Source organism: Planotetraspora phitsanulokensis (assembly GCF_016863295.1).
GTDB classification, from domain to species: domain Bacteria; phylum Actinomycetota; class Actinomycetes; order Streptosporangiales; family Streptosporangiaceae; genus Planotetraspora; species Planotetraspora phitsanulokensis.
Genome location: NZ_BOOP01000046.1, coordinates 11,974 through 28,944, shown reverse-complemented (window position 1 = coordinate 28,944; position 16,971 = coordinate 11,974). Strand labels below are relative to the sequence as shown.

The window sequence follows — 16,971 nt, the reverse complement described above, 5'->3', positions numbered from 1 at the left end:
GATGATCAGGATCTGGCGGTGATCGTGTTCAGGAAGTCGAGCAGGAGGCCGTTGACCCGGTCGGGTGCCTCCAGTTGCATCCAGTGTCCGGCCCCTTCGACCCGTTCATAGCGCCATGGACCGGCCACGTACGCCGCCGAGCCGGTCATGCCGTCCTCGACCAGCGCCATGTCCTCGGTACTCCAGACACCCATGGTCGGCGCCTGGATCGGTGGCAGGTCGGGCGGCGGGGAGAGCAGCGATTCGGGGGACACGTTCGCGCGGTACAGACCGAGGCTCGCGCTCAACGCCCCGGGAACACGAAGCCGGGCCACCACCGCGTCGTGGTCGGGATGGTGTGCCCATTCGCGAAGGTTGCGGAAATCATCGTGGGCGAGCCAGCGCTCGGCGATCCCGGGGAACTGGAACAGCAGCATGTACCACGACTTCTGCCGCTGCGCCCACCCCGCGGTCGCGAACGCGCGGGGATGACCGACCGACAGGCAGGTGAGGCTGGCGACACGCTCGGGCGTCCGCGCCGCCATCACCCACGCGATCGCCGCCCCCCAGTCGTGCGCGACGAGGTGAGCCTCGGGCACCTGAAGATGGTCGAGCAGCGCCGCCTGGTCGCCGACCAGCCGCGTCATCCGGTAAGCCTCGACGTCGCCGGGCTTGTCGGAGTCGCCCAGCCCGCGAAGGTCGGGGACGATCGTCCGGTATCCGGCCGCGGTGAGGGCGGCCACCTGGTGTCGCCACAGGTGATGGTCGTCCGGCCAGCCGTGCAGCAGCAGGACCGCCGGGCCCTGCCCGGTGTCGGTCACGTTGATGCCGACGCCATTCAGGTCGATGCGCATGCCCGCTTCCTTCGTCCTCGTTCCCGTTCACATCGTCCCGGATGGCGCACGCGGGACTCCATTCTTCCTACGTGGTGATGATCGCACCGATGACGAGTGCGGCCACGGAAGCCCTGCGAATTCGTCATGGCACGGGTTCCGAGGTGGTCTAAGGTCGGGTCCGTGATGATCAATGAGGCGCCCGGCGCCCGGCCGGACGCGGGATCAGGCCGACGGCGACGGCTGTGGTTCATCGGCCCGGCGGCTTTCGCGGCGGCACTGACATTGATCGCTTTCGCCCTTCCCGGCGGTCATTTCCTCGGCGTCCTGGCCGCGCTCGGGGCCTGGCTGCTCGCCGGTGTGTGGTGGCTGATCCTGCTCGTGGGGCCCGGGACCAGGCGGAGCACGTTGAATGCCTGGCCGCCCATCATCGGCGTCGTGACCGCCGCTCTCGTGGTAACCGGACTTCCGACGCGTGTCGCCTTCCTCGCTTCCGAACCGGCGCTGCTCCACTACGCCGAGTCGCTTCCCGCCGGTGAGGATTACGTTTCGGTGGACCGGTTCGTCGGAGTGTTCCCCATCAGCGACGTCCAGCGGTCCGAAGGTGCTCTGATCTTCGGGGTGGACGGCGTCGGCGGCCTGCTGGAGCAGTGCGGATTCACCTACGCACCGGGCGTCGACGCGAAGGGCCTCCCGGTCACCACCGCCGACCACCTGACGGGCGACTGGTACGCGACCTGCACCGACTTCGACTAGACACTCTTCAGCCCTCGACGAGGGTGAAGCCGGCGCTCGCCCGGACGGCGCCGTTGACGACGATCTCCAGCACGCGCGGGCCGGGAGGCTCGGTCCTGGTCGTGACCGGCCGGAACGAATGCGACTTGGTAATCGTGAAGCGCTGCCCGGGATCGGTGGCGACGCGCTCACCGAGGTGGAAGACCCTCCGTGAGCCGTCCCGGCGTACGGCGTACTTGAGCACCACGGGCCCGGGGGCGTCGGCGCGGACCGTGACCGTGAACGGCAGTCGCCCGCCCACCGCCACCTCGGGCCCGTCGAGGGCCAGCGACTCGACCGCCCCGCTGCCGGGGACGGCGCCCATCAGCGACAGGGCCTCAGGATGGCCGGCGCGGATCAGTCCGCGTACGGCATGGCGGACGACCCGCTCGACATGCGAGCCGCCCTCGGTCCGCCAGCGGCCGAGCAGGCCGACCGCGACCTCCGGGTGATCCTTCGCGAGGTCGTTGACATGGTTGGCCACCGAACGGCGGACGTATTCGCTCGGGTCGTCGCGGAGCAGGTCGAGGATGGGCAGGGTCGGCCCCGGCGACATCAGCCAGCGGACGCGTGACCCCCACGGCAGCCTGGGGCGCGACCCCTCGGAGGCGAGGCGCCGCAGGTGCTCGTCCGCGGACCCGGCCCAGCCGTGCATGATCTTCAGGGCGTCGTCGCGGTAGTGGTCGAGGTAGGGACGGACCGCGAACTCGCCGGTGGCGAACGGGGTGAGGACCGCCAGCGTGGCCATCGCCTCGTCCAGGTGCTCGATCCCGCGCGTGCCGACGTATTCGGTGGCCGGCCAGCCGCTCCACATGTCCAGCCGGACGTGCGCCGCCGCCTCCCGGAGCGCGGCCGCCGCCTCGGGGAACGGCAGCGGAAGGGCGCCGTGGAGTGCCCCCGCGACGTGCCGGACCCGGTCCTTCAGCTCCAGGCCGCCGAGGCCGGTCGTGGCGGCGGCCACGAAGTCGTCACGGCGGAACGGCGCCCACGCCGCCCGCACCCCGTCGGCGAGCAGGCCCACGGACGCCACATTGATCATTTCTTTCAAAGGCTCGGCCACAGCCGACAGGGTGCCAGGCGGTGCCGACATTTTTCACCGGTGGCTTAGAGTCCTTGTCATGACATCTGGTGATCTCAAGCTCCGGCAGGCCGAGAAGACCGATGCCGACCAGATATTCGCGCTGGCTCGTGAGTTCGCGCTGACGTTCCGCCCGGAGCGGCAGGCGTTCGACGACGCGTTCCCGCAACTGCTCGAGAACGAGGACGCCCTGCTGCTGGTGGCCACCGTCGAGGGGACGGTACGGGGCTACCTGCTGGGGTTCACCCATCTGACGCTCTTCGCCAACGGAAGGATCGCCTGGGTCGAGGAGGCGATGATCGAGAGCGCCTACCGGCGGCACGGCATCGGCCGCATGCTGCTGGAGGAGTTCGAGACCTGGGCCCGCTCCCGCGACGCCGGATATGTCGCCCTCGCGACCCGGCGCGCCGCGGAGTTCTACGGCGCGCTCGGGTTCGAGGTGTCGGCGACCTACTACCGGAAGATGCTGACGGTCACGAAGTGAGCTGGGCGTCCAGGCGGTAGCCGTCCACGGTGACGTAGACGGCGTCGCCCGGCCGGGCGTTGAGCCGCATCAGCACCGGCTGGAGCGAGTCGAACATCGGCTGCCTGTCCCGCCAGACCAGGACAACCGCGTTGTCCCCTGGTCCGGTGACCGACAGCAGGGTGCCCGGCCGCATCCCCAGCTGGGCGGCGTACCCCTCGGGGACGGCGACCGGCTCACCCCGGAGGTGGCCGCTCGTCACATCGATGCGCTGCCAGCGGCGCGGGTCCGAGGCCGGGCCCGGGGTCGCCCGCGGACCGGGGACGAGGTGGGGCCGCGGCGCCTGGGCCGTCAGCGCGTTGAGCGCCGCCAGGGCGGTCGCCGCGTCGGGCCCGTTGTTGGCCTGCGACGGTATGGGGACGCCGCCCCGCTGGAGCTGGTGGCCGTTCGCACCCGGCGTACGGCGGGGCAGCGGCTGATTGTTGTCCATGGGCGCGGGCGGCGCGAACGCGCGCGGGTCGGAGGCGGGCGGAATCGACTCCAGCCATGCGCGGGCGGAGTGGGCCCGGATGCCCAGCTGGCCGAGAACCTGCACGACATCGGCGTCCGGGGGGCTGCCCGCCAGGATCTGCCGCGACTTGTCGCGCAGGCCGGCGAGGTCGCCGACCACCAGCCAGCCGTCCTGCAGCCGGCGGTCGGGCATGAGGGTGACGAGGACCCGCCAGAGCGGCGTGCCCAGGACGGGCACCTCGATCGGGTGGGAGGGATCGGCGGCGATCAGCTGGTCCTGGGTGGCGGCCGCACCCAGCCATTCGGTGAGCCCGAAGAGATGGCCGGTCAGCGCCGTCGAGTCGGGGGACCGCAGCCAGTGCAGCACCCGCTCCTCGGCGGCCCGTTGGGCGTGCGACAACGTCTCGCGGTCGACGTTCAGCTCGTGGGCGAGCGTGCGGAGGCTGACGGGCTCGGCGGCGAACAGCCGCTGGGCCGCGACGGCCCTGGCCAGCGGATCCCACGAGCGGAAGAGCCCGTCGACGACGCCCACCATCGGGTGCTCGCTCGCCAGCGCCGGAGGCAGGGGCGGCGGCGGGGCGAGGGCGGCGGGCGTCTCGTCGGCGGGCGCCGCCTGCGCCGGCGGTTGCGCTTGTGCGGGAGACGCCTGCATGGGAGGCGTCTGAGCGGCGGGTGCCTGGACTGGCGGCTGCTGGCCGGGTGCCTGCTGGGCGGGCGTCTGCGGGATCGGCGCCTGCTGTGCCGGGGCCTGCGGCGCGAGCCCCTGCTGAGCCGGCGACTGCTGTACGGGTGCCTGCGGGACCGGTGCCTGAAGAACCGGCGCCTGCGGGACGGGTGGTTGCTGGACGGGTGCCTGCGGGGCGCGCGGGCCCGGCACCAGAGGTCCGGTCGATGCCGCTCCCCGAGGCTGCGCCTGCGGCTGCAGTGGCGGTTGTCCTGAAACCTGTACCGCCGCCTGTGCCACGGCCTGGGGAGCCGGGTGGATGAGCGGATGGGTGAAGATCTCGCGGAAGAGCGTCGCCAGCACCGCCTCGGGCGCGGCCGACGCCGACTGGAGGTCGTGCGGGGTCAGCCGCCGCAGCCTGAACCAGCCGCCCGCTCCCTTGACGGCCGCCTGGACCGGCTCCGGCCAGCCCGGCAGCGCCGGGTCCAGGGGATGGACCTGGAGCGCCGGAAGCAGATCGGTGAGGGTCAGATGATCCCAGCGGCTCACGGCCAGCCGGGCGAGCCGCTCGCACAGCCAGTCAACACCGGTCGCCTCCAGAGCGCGCTTCAACGCGACGGAGGCCCACCAGCCGCCAGGCAGGCGTGGATCGGCCAGAATTTCGGCCACCTGCTGAGGACGGCTCCAGCGCAGTGCAGGAACCATGTCGCTCAGGCAGATCGTTGACTCGGCGTCCATCTGTTAGACCGCACCCTCCCGAGAGTGACGCGTGTTGCTACTGAGGCAGCTTACGCTGGAAGAGAGCATTTGGTGTCAATCGGGTAAAGTTCCCAGCGCTCGGTCGGCCTCCCACCTCGGAGACTGCCGCCGCACCTGCCTCACAACCTTTTTTCAGAGCCTCCGCGGGGGAGAATCCGGCGAGCAGCGCGGCCAGGAACCCGGCCGCGAACGCGTCGCCGGCCCCGGTCGAGTCGACCGGCTCCGCCGGGGCGGCGGGCTCCCTGGCGACCACCCGGCCGTCCACCCCGAGGACCGCGCCGCCGGGTCCCAGCTTCACGGCCGCCGTGCCGTACCGGGCGCTGAGGGTCCGCGCCGCGGCCTCGGGCTCACTCTCCCCGGAGAGCACCAGCGCCTCCTCCAGGTTGGGGATCACGATCCCCGCGGGTGAGGTCTCGCCGAGGAACCGCTCGACGCCGAACGCACGCAGCGGACCCGTCGACGCGGGGTCCACGCTCACGGTGACACCGCGCCCTGCCGCCTCGCGCATGGCGACCCGCGCGAGATCCAGGCCGGGTTCGGCGAACAGCGTGTACCCCGACAGGTGCAGGTGCCGCACTCCGTCGAGCAGCGTGGGCGACCAGTCGGCGACCGAGATGTGCCCGCCCGCGCCCCGGTTGGTGAGCATCGACCGCTCGCCGGTCACGTCCACCATCGCGATCACGATCGCGGTCGGCCGGTCGGGGTCCACCCGCACGTGCGGGCGGACCCCCGCCTTGACCAGTTCCGCGGTGTGCCAGTCGCCGGTGTCGTAGCCGGCCCGCCCCAGGAAGTGCGTGTCCGCACCGAGGCGGGCGGCCCAGGAGGCGGTGTTCGCCCCCGAGCCGCCCGGGCGCAGCACGATGTCGGCGGCCGTGTCCGTGCCGGTGGCGAGCGGCTGCTCGTGCAGCGCCACGACATCGGTGACGACGTCGCCGATCACGAGCAGGCCGCCCACTAGCCCTCCCGGCTGAAGGCGGCCGCGATCCGCCCCGCGAGCGCGGCGTTGCCGCGGACGGCCGCCAGGTTGGCCTCCAGGGACGCGCCGCCCGTGCCGTTCACGAGGTACTCCAGCAGGAACGGCGTGATCGCCTGGCCGGTCACCCCCTGGGCGTCGGCCGCGGCCAGGGCCTCGGCGAGCACGCGGTCGTGCAGGGCCGGGTCGAGCTGGTCGGCCACGGGAACCGGGTTGGCGACGATCAGCGCCGTCTCCGGGCCGCCGAGGGCGTCCTGCGCCCGCATGATCCCGGCGGCGTCCTCCGGCGTCTCGATCCGCCAGTCGACGGGCTCGCCCGAGGTGTGCAGATAGAAGCCGGGGAACTCGTCGGTGCGATAGCCGACGACGCCGACCTGCCGGGTCTCCAGCCGCTGCAGGGTGGCGGGCACGTCGAGGATCGACTTCACGCCCGCGCAGACGACCGTGATCCGGGTACGGCTCAGCGTGTCGAGGTCGGCGGACTCGTCCTGAACGGTGGTCCAGCCCCGGTGCACGCCGCCCAGACCTCCGGTGGCGAAGACCCGGATGCCGGCGCGGGCCGCCAGGAACGACGTCCCCGACACCGTGGTGGCTCCGCTGAGCCGAAGCGCGGCGGCCGGCGCGAGGTCGCGGAAACCGAGCTTGCGCAGTCCGGGCTCGGTGGCGATCCGCTCCAGGCCCTCCTTGTCGAGGCCGATCCGCGGGACGCCGTCGAGGACCGCGATCGTGGCCGGTACGGCTCCCGCCTCGCGGACGGTCTTCTCCAGTTCGACGGCGACCTGCAGGTTCCGCGGCTGGGGCAGCCCGTGGGAGATGATGGTGGACTCCAGGGCCACGACAGGCCTGCCCTCGGCGATGGCCTCGGCGACCTCATCGGTAATGCGCATGACTCTCCTGTTTGGGGTTGGCGGAATATGTCCGCTTCGGGATATTGTGCCCGCCATGTCGCCTAGCTCGCGCTACGACGTCGTCATCGCCGGCGCAGGGCACAACGGCCTGGTCGCCGCCGCCTACCTGGCCGGAGCCGGCCGGCGGGTGCTCGTGCTCGAACGGCTCGGCCACGTGGGCGGCCTCGCCGTCTCCGCGCGGGCCTTCCCCGGCGTCGACGCGCGGTTGTCGCGGTACTCGTACCTGGTCAGCCTGCTGCCCACGAAGATCGTCAAGGATCTCGGGCTCGGGGTGGAGCTGCGTCACCGGCGCTTCGCCTCCTACACGCCCGTCGGCGACACCGGACTGCTCGTCGACAACGGCGACGCCGGGCGCACCGCCGGCTCCTTCGCGGCGGTCACGGGCGGCACCGCGGACCTCGACGCCTGGCGCCGCTTCTACCGGATGACGGCCCACGTGGCCGCCCGCGTCGCCCCGACCCTCCTGGAGCCGCTCCGGGACCGTGCGGCGCTGCGCGACCTCGTCGGCGACGACGAGGCGTGGCGCGACCTGTTCGAGCGGCCGATCGGCGCGGTCGTCGACGAACGCTTCGCCGACGACACCGTTCGCGGGGTGGTCCTCACCGACGCCCTCATCGGCACCTTCGCCGACCCCGCCACCGACCTGCTGGCCAACCGCTGCTTCCTCTACCACGTCATCGGCGACGGGACCGGCGACTGGAACGTCCCCGTCGGCGGGATGGGCGCCGTCACCGCCTCCCTCGCCGAGATCGCCGTCCGCGCGGGCGCGGAGATCCGCACCGGCGCCGAGGTGCTGGCGATCGACCCGGACACCGGCGAGGTCACCTTCACCGAGAGCCCCGAGGGATCCGAGGGATCCGACGGGTCCGAGCACGTGGTCACGGGCGAGCGCGTGCTGGCCGCGCTGCCGCCCGCCGTGCTCGCCCGACTCCTCGGGGAGGAGGCCAGGACGCCCGAGGGCGCCCAGCTCAAGGTCAACATGGTGCTGTCGCGGCTGCCCCGCCTGAAGGACCCCGCCGTACGCCCGGAGGAGGCGTTCAGCGGCACCTTCCACATCAACGAGAGCCGCGACCAGCTCGCCGCGGCCTACGCGCAGGCGGCCGCGGGCCGCATCCCCGACCTGCCGCCGGTCGAGGTCTACTGCCATTCGCTCACCGACGCGTCGATCCTCGGCGAGTCGCTGAGGGAGTCCGGCGCGCAGACGATGACGTTGTTCGGGCTCCACATGCCCGCCCGGCTCTTCCAGGACCCGCGGGCGCGGGACGAGGCCTTGCGCAGGACCATCGCGTCCGTCGACGCGGTGCTCGCGGAGCCCATTGAGGACTGCCTGCTCCGCGCTCCCTCCGGCGAGCCGTGCCTCGAGGCGAAGACGCCCGCGGACCTGGAGAGGGACGCGGGACTGCCCGGGGGCCACATCTTCCACCGGGACCTGTCCTGGCCGTTCGCCGAATCCGGCGACGACGGCCCCTGGGGCGTCGAGACCCGGCACCCGCGCGTCCTGCTGTGCGCCGCCGGGGCCCGCAGGGGCGGCGGCGTCAGCGGAATCCCCGGGCACAACGCGGCGATGGCCGTTCTCGGCTGATCGCTGCGCGTTCTCGTATTTCTCTGTCCTGTTTCCCCGTCCCGTTTCCTTTTCCCACCTGATTGGCACGCCATATCCCCGTAAGGAGTCCTCCTGCCGGCGGCGTCGCCTTCCGCTCCCGCGCGCCGGTCGCCGTGACACTTGCCGCTGGGCCGCCCGCAGGCCCATCGGGGAGGAGAACGCGATGACGACCGGGACGACACGCTGGGCGCGGCCCGCCATGTGGGGGGTCCTCGCCCTCGCGGCGGTGCTCTACACCTGGGCGCTGGGCCGCAACGGCTACGCCAACGAGTACTACGCCGCGGCGGTCTACTCCGGGACCCGGAGCTGGAAGGCGTTCTTCTTCGGCGCGCTCGACGCCGGATCGTTCATCACCGTCGACAAGCCGCCGCTCGCCCTGTGGGTGATGGGCCTGTCGGCGCGGATCTTCGGCTTCGGCCCGTGGAGCATGCTCCTGCCGCAGGCCGTCGCCGGGGTCGCCTCGGTCGCCGTGGTCCACTCGGCGGTGCTGCGCTCGCTCAGCGGCGCCCAGGCCCGGGCGGCGGCGCTGATCGCGGCCCTGGTGATGACGCTGACGCCGATCACCGTGGCCATCACCCGGGACAACAACCCCGACACGATCCTCGTGCTGCTGCTCGTCACGGCGGCGTGGTTCTGCCTCGAGGCCGTGCGCACGGGCCGCCTGAGGCCTCTTCTGCTGGCGGCCGCCTTCGCGGGCCTGGCGTTCAACGCCAAGATGCTGCAGGCGTACCTCGCCGTCCCCGCGCTCGGCCTCGCGTACCTGTGCGTGGCCGGGGGAGACCTGGCCCGGCGGGTACGGCGCCTGCTCGCGGCAGGGGCCGTCCTGATGGTCTCCAGCGTCTGGTGGATGGTCGTGGTCGACCTGTGGCCCGCCTCCTCCCGGCCCTACATCGGGGGCAGCACGGACAACAGCGTCCTGGACCTCGTCGTCGGATACAACGGCATCGGCCGGATCGTCGGCCGCGGCGGCGAGGCCGGGAGGGGCCTGGGCGCGATCCCCGGTGAAACGGGAGGATGGGGCGGGTTCGGCGGGCAGTCCGGCGCCGGGCGGCTCTTCAACGACTCCATGGCCGGGCAGATCTCCTGGCTGCTGCCGTTCGCGGCTTTGGCGCTGGTGGCGGGCCTGATGCTGGCCTCCCGCCGCTCGCCCGCCCAGGCGGCGCTGGTCCTGTGGGGTTCCTGGCTCGTGGTCCACTTCGCCGTCTTCAGCTTCTCCCACGGCACCTTCCACCCGTACTACACGACCGCGATGGCTCCGGCGGTCTCGGCGCTGACCGGAATCGGGGCCGTCCTGCTCTGGCGGGCGCAGCGCGAGTGGCCCGTCTGGAGGTGGGGGCTGCCCGCCGGGGTCGCCGTCACCGGCGGGTGGTCGTTCGTGGTGCTCCGCCGTACACCCGACTTCGTGCCGTGGCTCGCCTGGGCGGTCGTGGCCGCGACGGCGGTCGCGGTGATCGGCCTGGTCGCGGTGACGCGGCGGATCCTGCTCGTACGGCCCGGCAGGCGGCGGCTGCTGGTGGCGACCTCGCTCGCCGGCATGTTCGCCTGTCTCGCCGGGCCGGCCTCCTACGCCCTGACTCCGCTGACCGTCACGGTGCGCGGGGGCGACCCGACGGCCGGTCCGGCGGGGGAGCGGCGCGCGTTCTGGCCGGGCGCGATGCGGCAGCAGGGCGTCCTGGCGCGTGCGCTCGCCCCATGGACGGGACGGAACGGGAGCGTCGCCGAGGGGATGATCGACTATCTCGAGCGCAACCAGGGCGGGGCCACCTGGCTGCTGGCGGTCGGTCAGGCGCACAGCGCCTCGTCGATCATCCTGTCCACGGGCCGGCCCGTCCTGGCGATGGGCGGGTTCAGCGGCCGCGATCCGGCGATGACCCTCGGCAGGCTGAAGGAGTACGCCTCCGCCGGACTCCTCAAGTACGTCCTGGTCGGCGACAGGCTCACCCCGCGGCTCTCGGGACGGGGCAGGGGCGGCGGGATGAGCGCCGACCTCACCGACTGGGTCACCGGCAGCGGGACGCGGGTGGACCCCTCGGAGTACGGCGGCGCGGGCGGGGGCACGCTCTACCGGCTCGGATGAGGTGACGGCTAGGCGGGCAGGGCGGCCATGAGGTAGGCCAGCCGGGCGGCGGCGTCCGGGACGTCGTCCACGGTCCCCAGCCGGTACCCCCACGAGGTGACGAAGGCGCCCTCTTCGGAGCAGGTCACCGTCTCGCGCAGAGTGTCGCTGAAGCGGTTGCGGACCTCGACCCGGGGAGGCGTGCCGACCATGACGCGGACCGACAGGTCGATGTGCCGGCGAGCGGCGACGGCGAACTCCTGAATGCCGGACATCGTGTCGACCATCGCCCGTCACCTCCCGTTCAGGGAGACAGGATTGCACGGCCCGAGAGCGGCCATCAAGCAATTGCCACGATCAGCCCGGTGATTGTTCCCGCACCCGCTCCGGGGCCCGCGCCAGCCCTTCGTCGACGACGCCGACGATGATCGCCCTGGCCGCCTCGTGGTAGGACGCCGCCGCGCAGAGCTCCTCGAACGCCTCGGCGTAGAACGCGACGTCGTCCGGGTCGCGCAGGAGCAGGTCCTTGGTCCGCGTCGGCACGCCTACGGGGCCGTCGTTGTAGATGTAGAACGAGTTGACGAGCGCGGACGGCAGGTCCGCCTCGAACGGGATGATCCCGAACTCGACGTTCGGCAGGGTCGTGACCGCGAGCAGCCGGTCGAGCTGGCCGCGCATCACGTCGCGTGGCGCCAGGCGGTAGCGCAGCACCGACTCCGGCATGACGAAGCGGAAGCGGCGGTCGGGGTCGTAGAGGATCTCCTGCCGCTGCATCCTGACCCGGATGGCGGCGTCGATGTCGTCGGTCGAGTCGTGGAGACGGCGGACCTTGCTGAAGATGTGCCTGGCGTACTCGGCCGTCTGCAGGAGCCCGATCACCAGGCCGGGCTCGAACGCGCGCAACAGCCGGGTGCGGGACTCCAGGTCCCGGACGTCCTCCTGGAGGGCGGCGAGTCCGGACCTGTGCCGCTGCCGCCAGGTGTCGTGGCGGGCCTGCAGCCCCACGGCCTGCTCGATCAGGCCGTCGAACGTCTCGTGCCCGGCCTGGACGGCCTGGGCCCAGACGACCACGTCGTCCTCCGTGGCGGTCTGCCGGGCGTTCTCGATGCGGGAGACCTTGGACGGCTGCCACCCCAGGCGCTCGGCCAGATCCTTCCCCGACAGGTGGGCGGCCTCGCGCAATTGCCGCAGCCGGACCCCCAGGTCGATGCGGGCTTGCTGGAAACCGCTCACTCCTACCTCCGGCCGTGGTGCGCTCAAAAGTAGACCCGGTCCGGAGAATCAAGCCATAGGGAAGTCCCTATTCGTGATCAGCGTTGTGATCGGCCTTGTGACCGGCCTCGTGATCGGCCTCGTGATCAGCCGAGCACGCGCCGGGCGATCTCGACCAGGAGCTCGCGCGGGACCTCGACGGCCGTCTCGCCGTCGAGCACGTGGAGCAGGTCGCCCCGGGCGTCGTGGTCGACCAGCTCCAGGCCCTGGACGACGATCGTGCCCCGGTCGGTCTCGTACAGCGACGGGCACGCCCCGGACTCCGAGGTGGAACCGAGAAACCGCAGTCGCATGGCAGTACCCCCGCATGTGAGCGCCAAGAAGTGCAATTGCGCGCAATAGTAGGACGAGTCCCGATCTTCCTGCTCCGCTATTTCAGGAAATGTCGTTTTCGAGGGCGTCGGCAAACAGGGGAATGGGGACGGGGACGGCTCGCAGCCGTTCACCCAGCGCCTTCGCCTGGGCGTCGAGCAGGGGGCTGGCCGCGACGCCGCGTCCCAGCAGACCCCGCACCACGAAGTTGAGCGCGAACAGGTTCGGCAGCGCGAACCGCTCGATCGCCAGGCCCTCGGTCTCCGGCAGCAGCTCCCTCAGCCTGTCCGCCGTGAGGAAGGCGCTCAGCCACGCGTACTGCTCCGCCGTACGCACCCAGACGCCGAGGTTGGCGTCGCCGCCCTTGTCGCCGGAGCGGGCCCCGGCCACCGTCCCGAGCGGCCGGACCGGGCCGCCCGCGGGCGAGCCCCCCGCGCCGTCCGGACCGTGCGTCGCGGGCTCTGGTTCGGGGGCGCCCTCCGGCGGCGCCACGTGGGGCACCTCGATCCGGGTGCCGCCCACGGTCACCACCGCGCGCACGGCCCGCGCGTCGACCGACGACGGCGTGAAGACGCCGTACGGCGAGGCGTCGCCGGGGGGAGTGAGGCCGTAGAAGCCCGGATAGCCCGCCAGCCCGGTCTCGACGACAGCGGAGGAGAACGCCCGCCCGGCCTTCGCCTTGTCGGCGTCCATCACGGTAAGGCGCAGCAGGGCGGTGCCCGCGCCGCCGGCCGGTGGGAGCATCGGGGTCAGCTCGACGTGGACCTCGTCGAACGACTCCTTGGGCACGCGGGCCCAGACGGCCTCCTGCGCGACGCGCGCCTTCTCCTCGATGTCGAGCCCGGTGAGCACGAGCGTCATCGTGTTGCGGTAGCCGCCGAGGTGGTTGACCGCGACCTTCAGCGTGGCGGGCGGGGCCTCTCCGCGCACGCCCGAAACGAGCACGCGGTCGGGGCCCTCCTGCTCCAGCCGGATCGTGTCGAACCGGGCCGTCGCGTCCGGCCCGAGGTACCGCGGCGAGCCGATCTCGTAGAGCAGCTGGGCGGTCACGGTCCCCACCGACACCAGGCCGCCCGTGCCGGGATGCTTGGTGATCACGCTGGATCCGTCGGCCCGCAACTCGGCGATCGGGAAGCCGCAGTGCGCCAGGTCGGGCACCTCGCCGAAGAACGCGTAGTTGCCGCCGGTGGCCTGGCAGCCGCACTCGATGATGTGCCCCGCGACCACCGACCCGGCCAGTGCGTCGAGGTCGCCGGGGCCCCAGCCGTACCACCACATGCCGGGCCCGGTCACCAGGGCGGCGTCGGTCACGCGCCCGGTGACGACGACGTCGGCTCCGTGCTCGAGAGCCACCGCGACGGGCCGCCCGCCGAGGTAGGCGTTGGCCGTGATGGGCGTGGCCGTGAGGGTCTCGCCCGTGACGGCGTTCACCACCGGCCCGCCGAGCGGCATGAGGTCGTCGCCGGTCACATGGGCGACGGACGCGGTCAGGCCCAGGCGGGCGGCGAGCTCGGAGACGGCCTCGGCGCAGGCCTGCGGATCGAGGCCGCCCGCGTTCGAGACGATCTTGATGCCCCGGTCGAGGCAGGTGCCGAGGACCTGCTCCATCTGGGTGAGGAAGGTCCGGGCGTAGCCCGGACGGCCCTTCAGCCGGTTGCCCGCGAGGATCATCATGGTCAGCTCGGCCAGCCAGTCGCCGGTGAGCACGTCGATCGGGCCGCCCTCGACCATCTCCCGCGCGGCCGACAAGCGGTCGCCGTAGAAGCCGCTGCAGTTGGCGATGCGCAACGTCACGCCCGGCCGTCCGGCACCCAGGAGGCGGGCCGCTTCTCCATGAACGCGCGGATGCCCTCCTGCCCCTCCTCGGAGGTGAACCGCTGCGCCGACAGCTCGGCCATCCGGCGGAACCCCTCGTCGACGGGCATCGCCGGCACCTCCCGGACGAGCCGCTTGGTGATGGCCAGCGCCTCGGGCGCGCCGCGCAGCAGCATGTCCGTGTAGTGCGCCACCGTGACGTCGAGATCCTCCTCCGGCACGGCGCGCGTGAGCAGGCCGATCTCGGCCGCGCGGGCGGCGGTGAAGACCTCGCCCGTCATGAAGTACTCCGCGGCGGCGCGCGGATCGAGCCTGCGCAGGGTGGTCACCGAGATCATCGCCGGCACCACGCCCAGCCGCACCTCGCTGAACGCGAACGACGCCGTCTCCGGGGCGATCGCGAAGTCGCACGCGGCCACGAGGCCGAGCCCGCCCGCGCGGGCCGTGCCGTTGAGGCGGCAGACGACCGGCTTGGGGCTCTCCCAGATCAGGCTCATGATCTCGGGGAACGACGTCGTGACCGGCGCGCTCCCGCGCTGCTCCTTCAGGTCGGCGCCGGAGCAGAACACGGGCCCGGCTCCCGTGAGGACCGCGACGCGTACGCCCGGCTCACTGATCGCCCAGGTCAGCGCGTCGTCGAGTTCCGCCAGAAGCCGGGACGACAGCGCGTTGCGGTTGTGCGGCGAGTCGAGCGTGATCGTGGCCACGCCGCCCGCCTCCTCACGGCGTACGAGTGCCTCCATCACTGCTCCCCGGTCGGTTCCGTCAGTTCCGTCACCGCCGTCGCCGCGGGCGCGGCACCTGGCGTCGCGGCGTCCGGAGGCAGGGCGTCCGGAGGCAGGGCATCCGGGGGTGCGGCGTCCGGAGACACGGCGTCCGGGGGCACGGCGTCTGGAGGCCCGGGATCGACGGCCACCGGTTCGACGGCCACCGGTTCGGCGGGGGCTGGTTCGACGGGCGCCGGTTCGACGGGCGCCGGGTCTGCCGCCGGGTCCGCCGTCGGGTCTGCCGGGTCCGCGGGTTTCGCCGGTTCCGCCGCCTCCTCGATCACGGCGAGTACGGCTCCCGCCTCGACCTGCCGGCCGGGCGTGACGTTCAGGGCGGAGACCGTTCCGGAGGCTGAGGACACGATCCGATGTTCCATCTTCATGGCCTCGAGCACGATCACCGGCTGCCCGGCGGTCACCGTGTCGCCCGGGCCGACCTCCACCCGCAGCACCGTGCCCGGCATCGGGGCCAGCAGCGAGCCGGGCACCACCCGCTCGACCGGCTCGGGCAGCCTCTCGACCGGCTCAAGCCGTACGGGACCGAGGTGGGAGTCGACGTGCACGAGGCCCGGGTAGACGGCGACGTCGAACGTCTGCCGGAGCCCGCCCGTCTCGAACACCACTCGGCCGGGGGCCGCTGACACCAGCGTGACGCCGTCGAAGCCCTCCGCCGCGAGGCCGTCGCGGGTGAGCCGGTAGGCGACCTCGAGCGTGTCGCCGCCCTCGGTCCGGAAGGCGGTGCGCTGGGGCTGGGAGACGACGTTGCGCCAGCCGCTGGGCAGGCCGCCCAGAACCCGCGCGGAGGAACGGTTGCCCCAGGACCGGGCGAGCGCCGCGGCGAGTCCCGAGATCCGCACGGCCTCCGCGCCCGCGAGCGGAGCGCTCACCTCGTGCCGGTCGAGGAAGCCGGTGTCGAGGGCCCCCGACAGGAAGTCGGGATGCCGGAGCACCGAGACGAGCAGGTCGCGGTTCGTCGTGAGTCCGTGGATCTTCGTCCGGGCGAGCGTGGACGCGAGCCTCCGCGCGGCCTCCGCGCGGGTCTCTCCGTAGGAGATGATCTTGGCGAGCATGGGGTCGTAGTGGACGCCGACCTCGTCGCCGGCCACAACGCCCGAGTCGAGCCGGAGCCTTCCGCCCAGCCGGAACTCGGCGTCCACGTCCGGGACCTCGAACCGGTGCAGCACGCCGCTCTGCGGGAGCCAGCCGCGCGCCGGGTCCTCCGCGTAGAGACGGACCTCGATGGCGTGACCCACCGGGCTCGGCGGCAGCCCCGCCAGCTGGGCGCCCTCCGCGATCTCCAGCTGGAGCCGGACGAGGTCCACCCCGTACACGCACTCGGTCACCGGGTGCTCCACCTGGAGCCGGGTGTTCATCTCCAGGAAGAAGAAGCCGTTCTCCCCGAGCAGGAACTCCACCGTTCCCGCTCCCACATAGCCGATCGCCTTCGCGGCCCGGACGGCCGCGTCGCACAGCTCCCGGCGCAGCTCGGGGGAGACGGCGGGGGAGGGCGCCTCCTCCACGACCTTCTGGTGGCGGCGCTGGATCGAGCACTCCCGCTCGCCCAGCGCCCAGACCGTGCCGTGGGAGTCGGCGAGGATCTGCACCTCGATGTGCCGGGCGCCCTCGAGGAGCGGCTCGGCGAACACGGTGCCGTCCCCGAATGCCGACAGCGCCTCCCGCTGGGCCGACACGACGGCGGCGGCCAGCTCGCCCGCGTCACGGACGACGCGCATGCCCCGCCCGCCGCCTCCCGCCGAGGCCTTCACGAGCACGGGGAGGTCGAGCGGGGGAAGCGCGTCCGGCGTGACGGCGACGCCGTTGAGCACCGGGACCCCGGCCTCGATCATCATCGCCTTGGCCTCGATCTTGGACCCCATCGCGGCGATGGCCTCGGGGGCGGGCCCGACCCACGTCAGGCCCGCGTCCAGCACGGCCCGGGCGAACGACGCGTTCTCCGACAGGAAGCCGTAGCCGGGGTGGACCGCGTCGGCCCCCGACAGCCGGGCGGCCTCGACGATCCGCTCCGGATCCAGGTACGCCCGCGGGTCGCCCAGCCGTACGGCGTGGTCGGCCTCGGCCACGTGCGCCGCGGACGCGTCGGCGTCGGAGTAGACCGCGACGGTCTCCACGCCCAGCTCGCGACAGGTCCTGAAGACCCGGCGAGCGATCTCTCCCCGGTTGGCCACCAGCAGTCGCCGGATCATC

The 16,971-nt window shown here is 72.6% G+C and carries 15 protein-coding genes; 4 read left to right on the top strand and 11 right to left on the bottom strand.

What is annotated here, in order from left to right; genetic code table 11:
- Positions 1-5: 5 nt before the first annotated feature.
- Positions 6-833, bottom strand: a complete 828-nt coding sequence (locus tag Pph01_RS38085) for an alpha/beta fold hydrolase (protein ID WP_204078107.1) — start codon at positions 831-833, stop codon at positions 6-8.
- 162 nt (positions 834-995) lie between these two features.
- On the opposite strand from Pph01_RS38085, the gene Pph01_RS38080 reads away from it, so the two are divergent.
- The gene (locus tag Pph01_RS38080; protein ID WP_204078106.1) at positions 996-1,568 is read left to right on the top strand and encodes a hypothetical protein; all 573 of its coding nucleotides are present in this window, start codon (positions 996-998) and stop codon (positions 1,566-1,568) included.
- 7 nt (positions 1,569-1,575) lie between these two features.
- Here the strand turns inward: Pph01_RS38080 and Pph01_RS38075 are convergent, their stop codons facing one another.
- A complete protein-coding gene (locus Pph01_RS38075) occupies positions 1,576-2,646 on the bottom strand; it encodes a DNA alkylation repair protein (protein WP_204078105.1) in 1,071 nt (356 codons plus the stop codon).
- A 58-nt stretch (positions 2,647-2,704) separates the two neighbouring features.
- Between Pph01_RS38075 and Pph01_RS38070 the strand changes: the two genes are divergently transcribed.
- Positions 2,705-3,148, top strand: a complete 444-nt coding sequence (locus Pph01_RS38070; protein ID WP_204078104.1) for a GNAT family N-acetyltransferase — start codon at positions 2,705-2,707, stop codon at positions 3,146-3,148.
- Here the strand turns inward: Pph01_RS38070 and Pph01_RS38065 are convergent.
- The 3 genes from Pph01_RS38065 to Pph01_RS38055 are packed head-to-tail and all read right to left on the bottom strand — an operon-like array spanning position 3,138 to position 6,920.
- Positions 3,138-5,039, bottom strand: coding sequence for a hypothetical protein (locus Pph01_RS38065; protein ID WP_204078103.1), 1,902 nt, complete (start codon positions 5,037-5,039; stop codon positions 3,138-3,140). The genes Pph01_RS38070 and Pph01_RS38065 overlap by 11 nt on opposite strands.
- Positions 5,040-5,076: 37 nt before the next feature.
- Positions 5,077-6,015: a carbohydrate kinase family protein gene (locus tag Pph01_RS38060; protein WP_204078102.1), complete on the bottom strand. Its 939-nt coding sequence runs from the start codon at positions 6,013-6,015 to the stop codon at positions 5,077-5,079.
- A complete protein-coding gene (locus tag Pph01_RS38055; RefSeq protein ID WP_239117327.1) occupies positions 6,015-6,920 on the bottom strand; it encodes a pseudouridine-5'-phosphate glycosidase in 906 nt (301 codons plus the stop codon). Before Pph01_RS38055 ends, Pph01_RS38060 begins: the two co-directional genes overlap by 1 nt.
- Before the next feature lie 55 nt (positions 6,921-6,975).
- Between Pph01_RS38055 and Pph01_RS38050 the strand changes: the two genes are divergently transcribed.
- Both Pph01_RS38050 and Pph01_RS38045 read left to right on the top strand, forming a co-directional pair.
- Entirely contained in the window at positions 6,976-8,523 is a 1,548-nt protein-coding gene (locus Pph01_RS38050; RefSeq protein WP_204078100.1) for a phytoene desaturase family protein, read from the top strand.
- 184 nt (positions 8,524-8,707) lie between these two features.
- The gene (locus Pph01_RS38045) at positions 8,708-10,621 is read left to right on the top strand and encodes a glycosyltransferase family 39 protein (protein WP_204078099.1); all 1,914 of its coding nucleotides are present in this window, start codon (positions 8,708-8,710) and stop codon (positions 10,619-10,621) included.
- An 8-nt stretch (positions 10,622-10,629) separates the two neighbouring features.
- On the opposite strand, the gene Pph01_RS38040 is transcribed toward Pph01_RS38045, so the two are convergent.
- From Pph01_RS38040 to Pph01_RS38015, 6 genes are all read right to left on the bottom strand, one after another.
- Entirely contained in the window at positions 10,630-10,887 is a 258-nt protein-coding gene (locus Pph01_RS38040) for a hypothetical protein (RefSeq protein WP_204078098.1), read from the bottom strand.
- Positions 10,888-10,957: 70 nt separating this feature from the next.
- Positions 10,958-11,833, bottom strand: coding sequence for a helix-turn-helix domain-containing protein (locus tag Pph01_RS38035; RefSeq protein ID WP_204078097.1), 876 nt, complete (start codon positions 11,831-11,833; stop codon positions 10,958-10,960).
- 125 nt (positions 11,834-11,958) lie between these two features.
- Positions 11,959-12,165 (bottom strand): hypothetical protein, encoded by a 207-nt coding sequence (locus Pph01_RS38030; protein WP_204078096.1) that lies wholly within the window; start codon positions 12,163-12,165, stop codon positions 11,959-11,961.
- Between the two features lie 82 nt (positions 12,166-12,247).
- Positions 12,248-13,978 (bottom strand): acyclic terpene utilization AtuA family protein, encoded by a 1,731-nt coding sequence (locus tag Pph01_RS38025; RefSeq protein ID WP_204078095.1) that lies wholly within the window; start codon positions 13,976-13,978, stop codon positions 12,248-12,250.
- Positions 13,975-14,742, bottom strand: coding sequence for an enoyl-CoA hydratase-related protein (locus tag Pph01_RS38020; RefSeq protein ID WP_204078094.1), 768 nt, complete (start codon positions 14,740-14,742; stop codon positions 13,975-13,977). The genes Pph01_RS38025 and Pph01_RS38020 overlap by 4 nt, the downstream gene beginning before the upstream one ends.
- Positions 14,742-16,970, bottom strand: coding sequence for an ATP-binding protein (locus Pph01_RS38015; protein WP_204078093.1), 2,229 nt, complete (start codon positions 16,968-16,970; stop codon positions 14,742-14,744). Before Pph01_RS38015 ends, Pph01_RS38020 begins: the two co-directional genes overlap by 1 nt.
- Between the last annotated feature and the right edge of the window lies 1 nt (position 16,971).

Bases quoted from the DNA above. Each gene is read 5' to 3' on its own strand.
- Pph01_RS38040 (WP_204078098.1), bottom strand. From the start codon at position 10,887: ATGGTCGACACGATGTCCGGCATTCAGGAGTTCGCCGTCGCCGCTCGC.
- Pph01_RS38045 (WP_204078099.1), top strand. From the start codon at position 8,708: ATGACGACCGGGACGACACGCTGGGCGCGGCCCGCCATGTGGGGGGTC.
- Pph01_RS38050 (WP_204078100.1), top strand. From the start codon at position 6,976: ATGTCGCCTAGCTCGCGCTACGACGTCGTCATCGCCGGCGCAGGGCAC.
- Pph01_RS38065 (WP_204078103.1), bottom strand. From the start codon at position 5,039: ATGGACGCCGAGTCAACGATCTGCCTGAGCGACATGGTTCCTGCACTG.
- Pph01_RS38020 (WP_204078094.1), bottom strand. From the start codon at position 14,742: ATGGAGGCACTCGTACGCCGTGAGGAGGCGGGCGGCGTGGCCACGATC.
- Pph01_RS38015 (WP_204078093.1), bottom strand. From the start codon at position 16,970: ATGATCCGGCGACTGCTGGTGGCCAACCGGGGAGAGATCGCTCGCCGG.
- Pph01_RS38070 (WP_204078104.1), top strand. From the start codon at position 2,705: ATGACATCTGGTGATCTCAAGCTCCGGCAGGCCGAGAAGACCGATGCC.
- Pph01_RS38055 (WP_239117327.1), bottom strand. From the start codon at position 6,920: ATGCGCATTACCGATGAGGTCGCCGAGGCCATCGCCGAGGGCAGGCCT.
- Pph01_RS38085 (WP_204078107.1), bottom strand. From the start codon at position 833: ATGCGCATCGACCTGAATGGCGTCGGCATCAACGTGACCGACACCGGG.
- Pph01_RS38030 (WP_204078096.1), bottom strand. From the start codon at position 12,165: ATGCGACTGCGGTTTCTCGGTTCCACCTCGGAGTCCGGGGCGTGCCCG.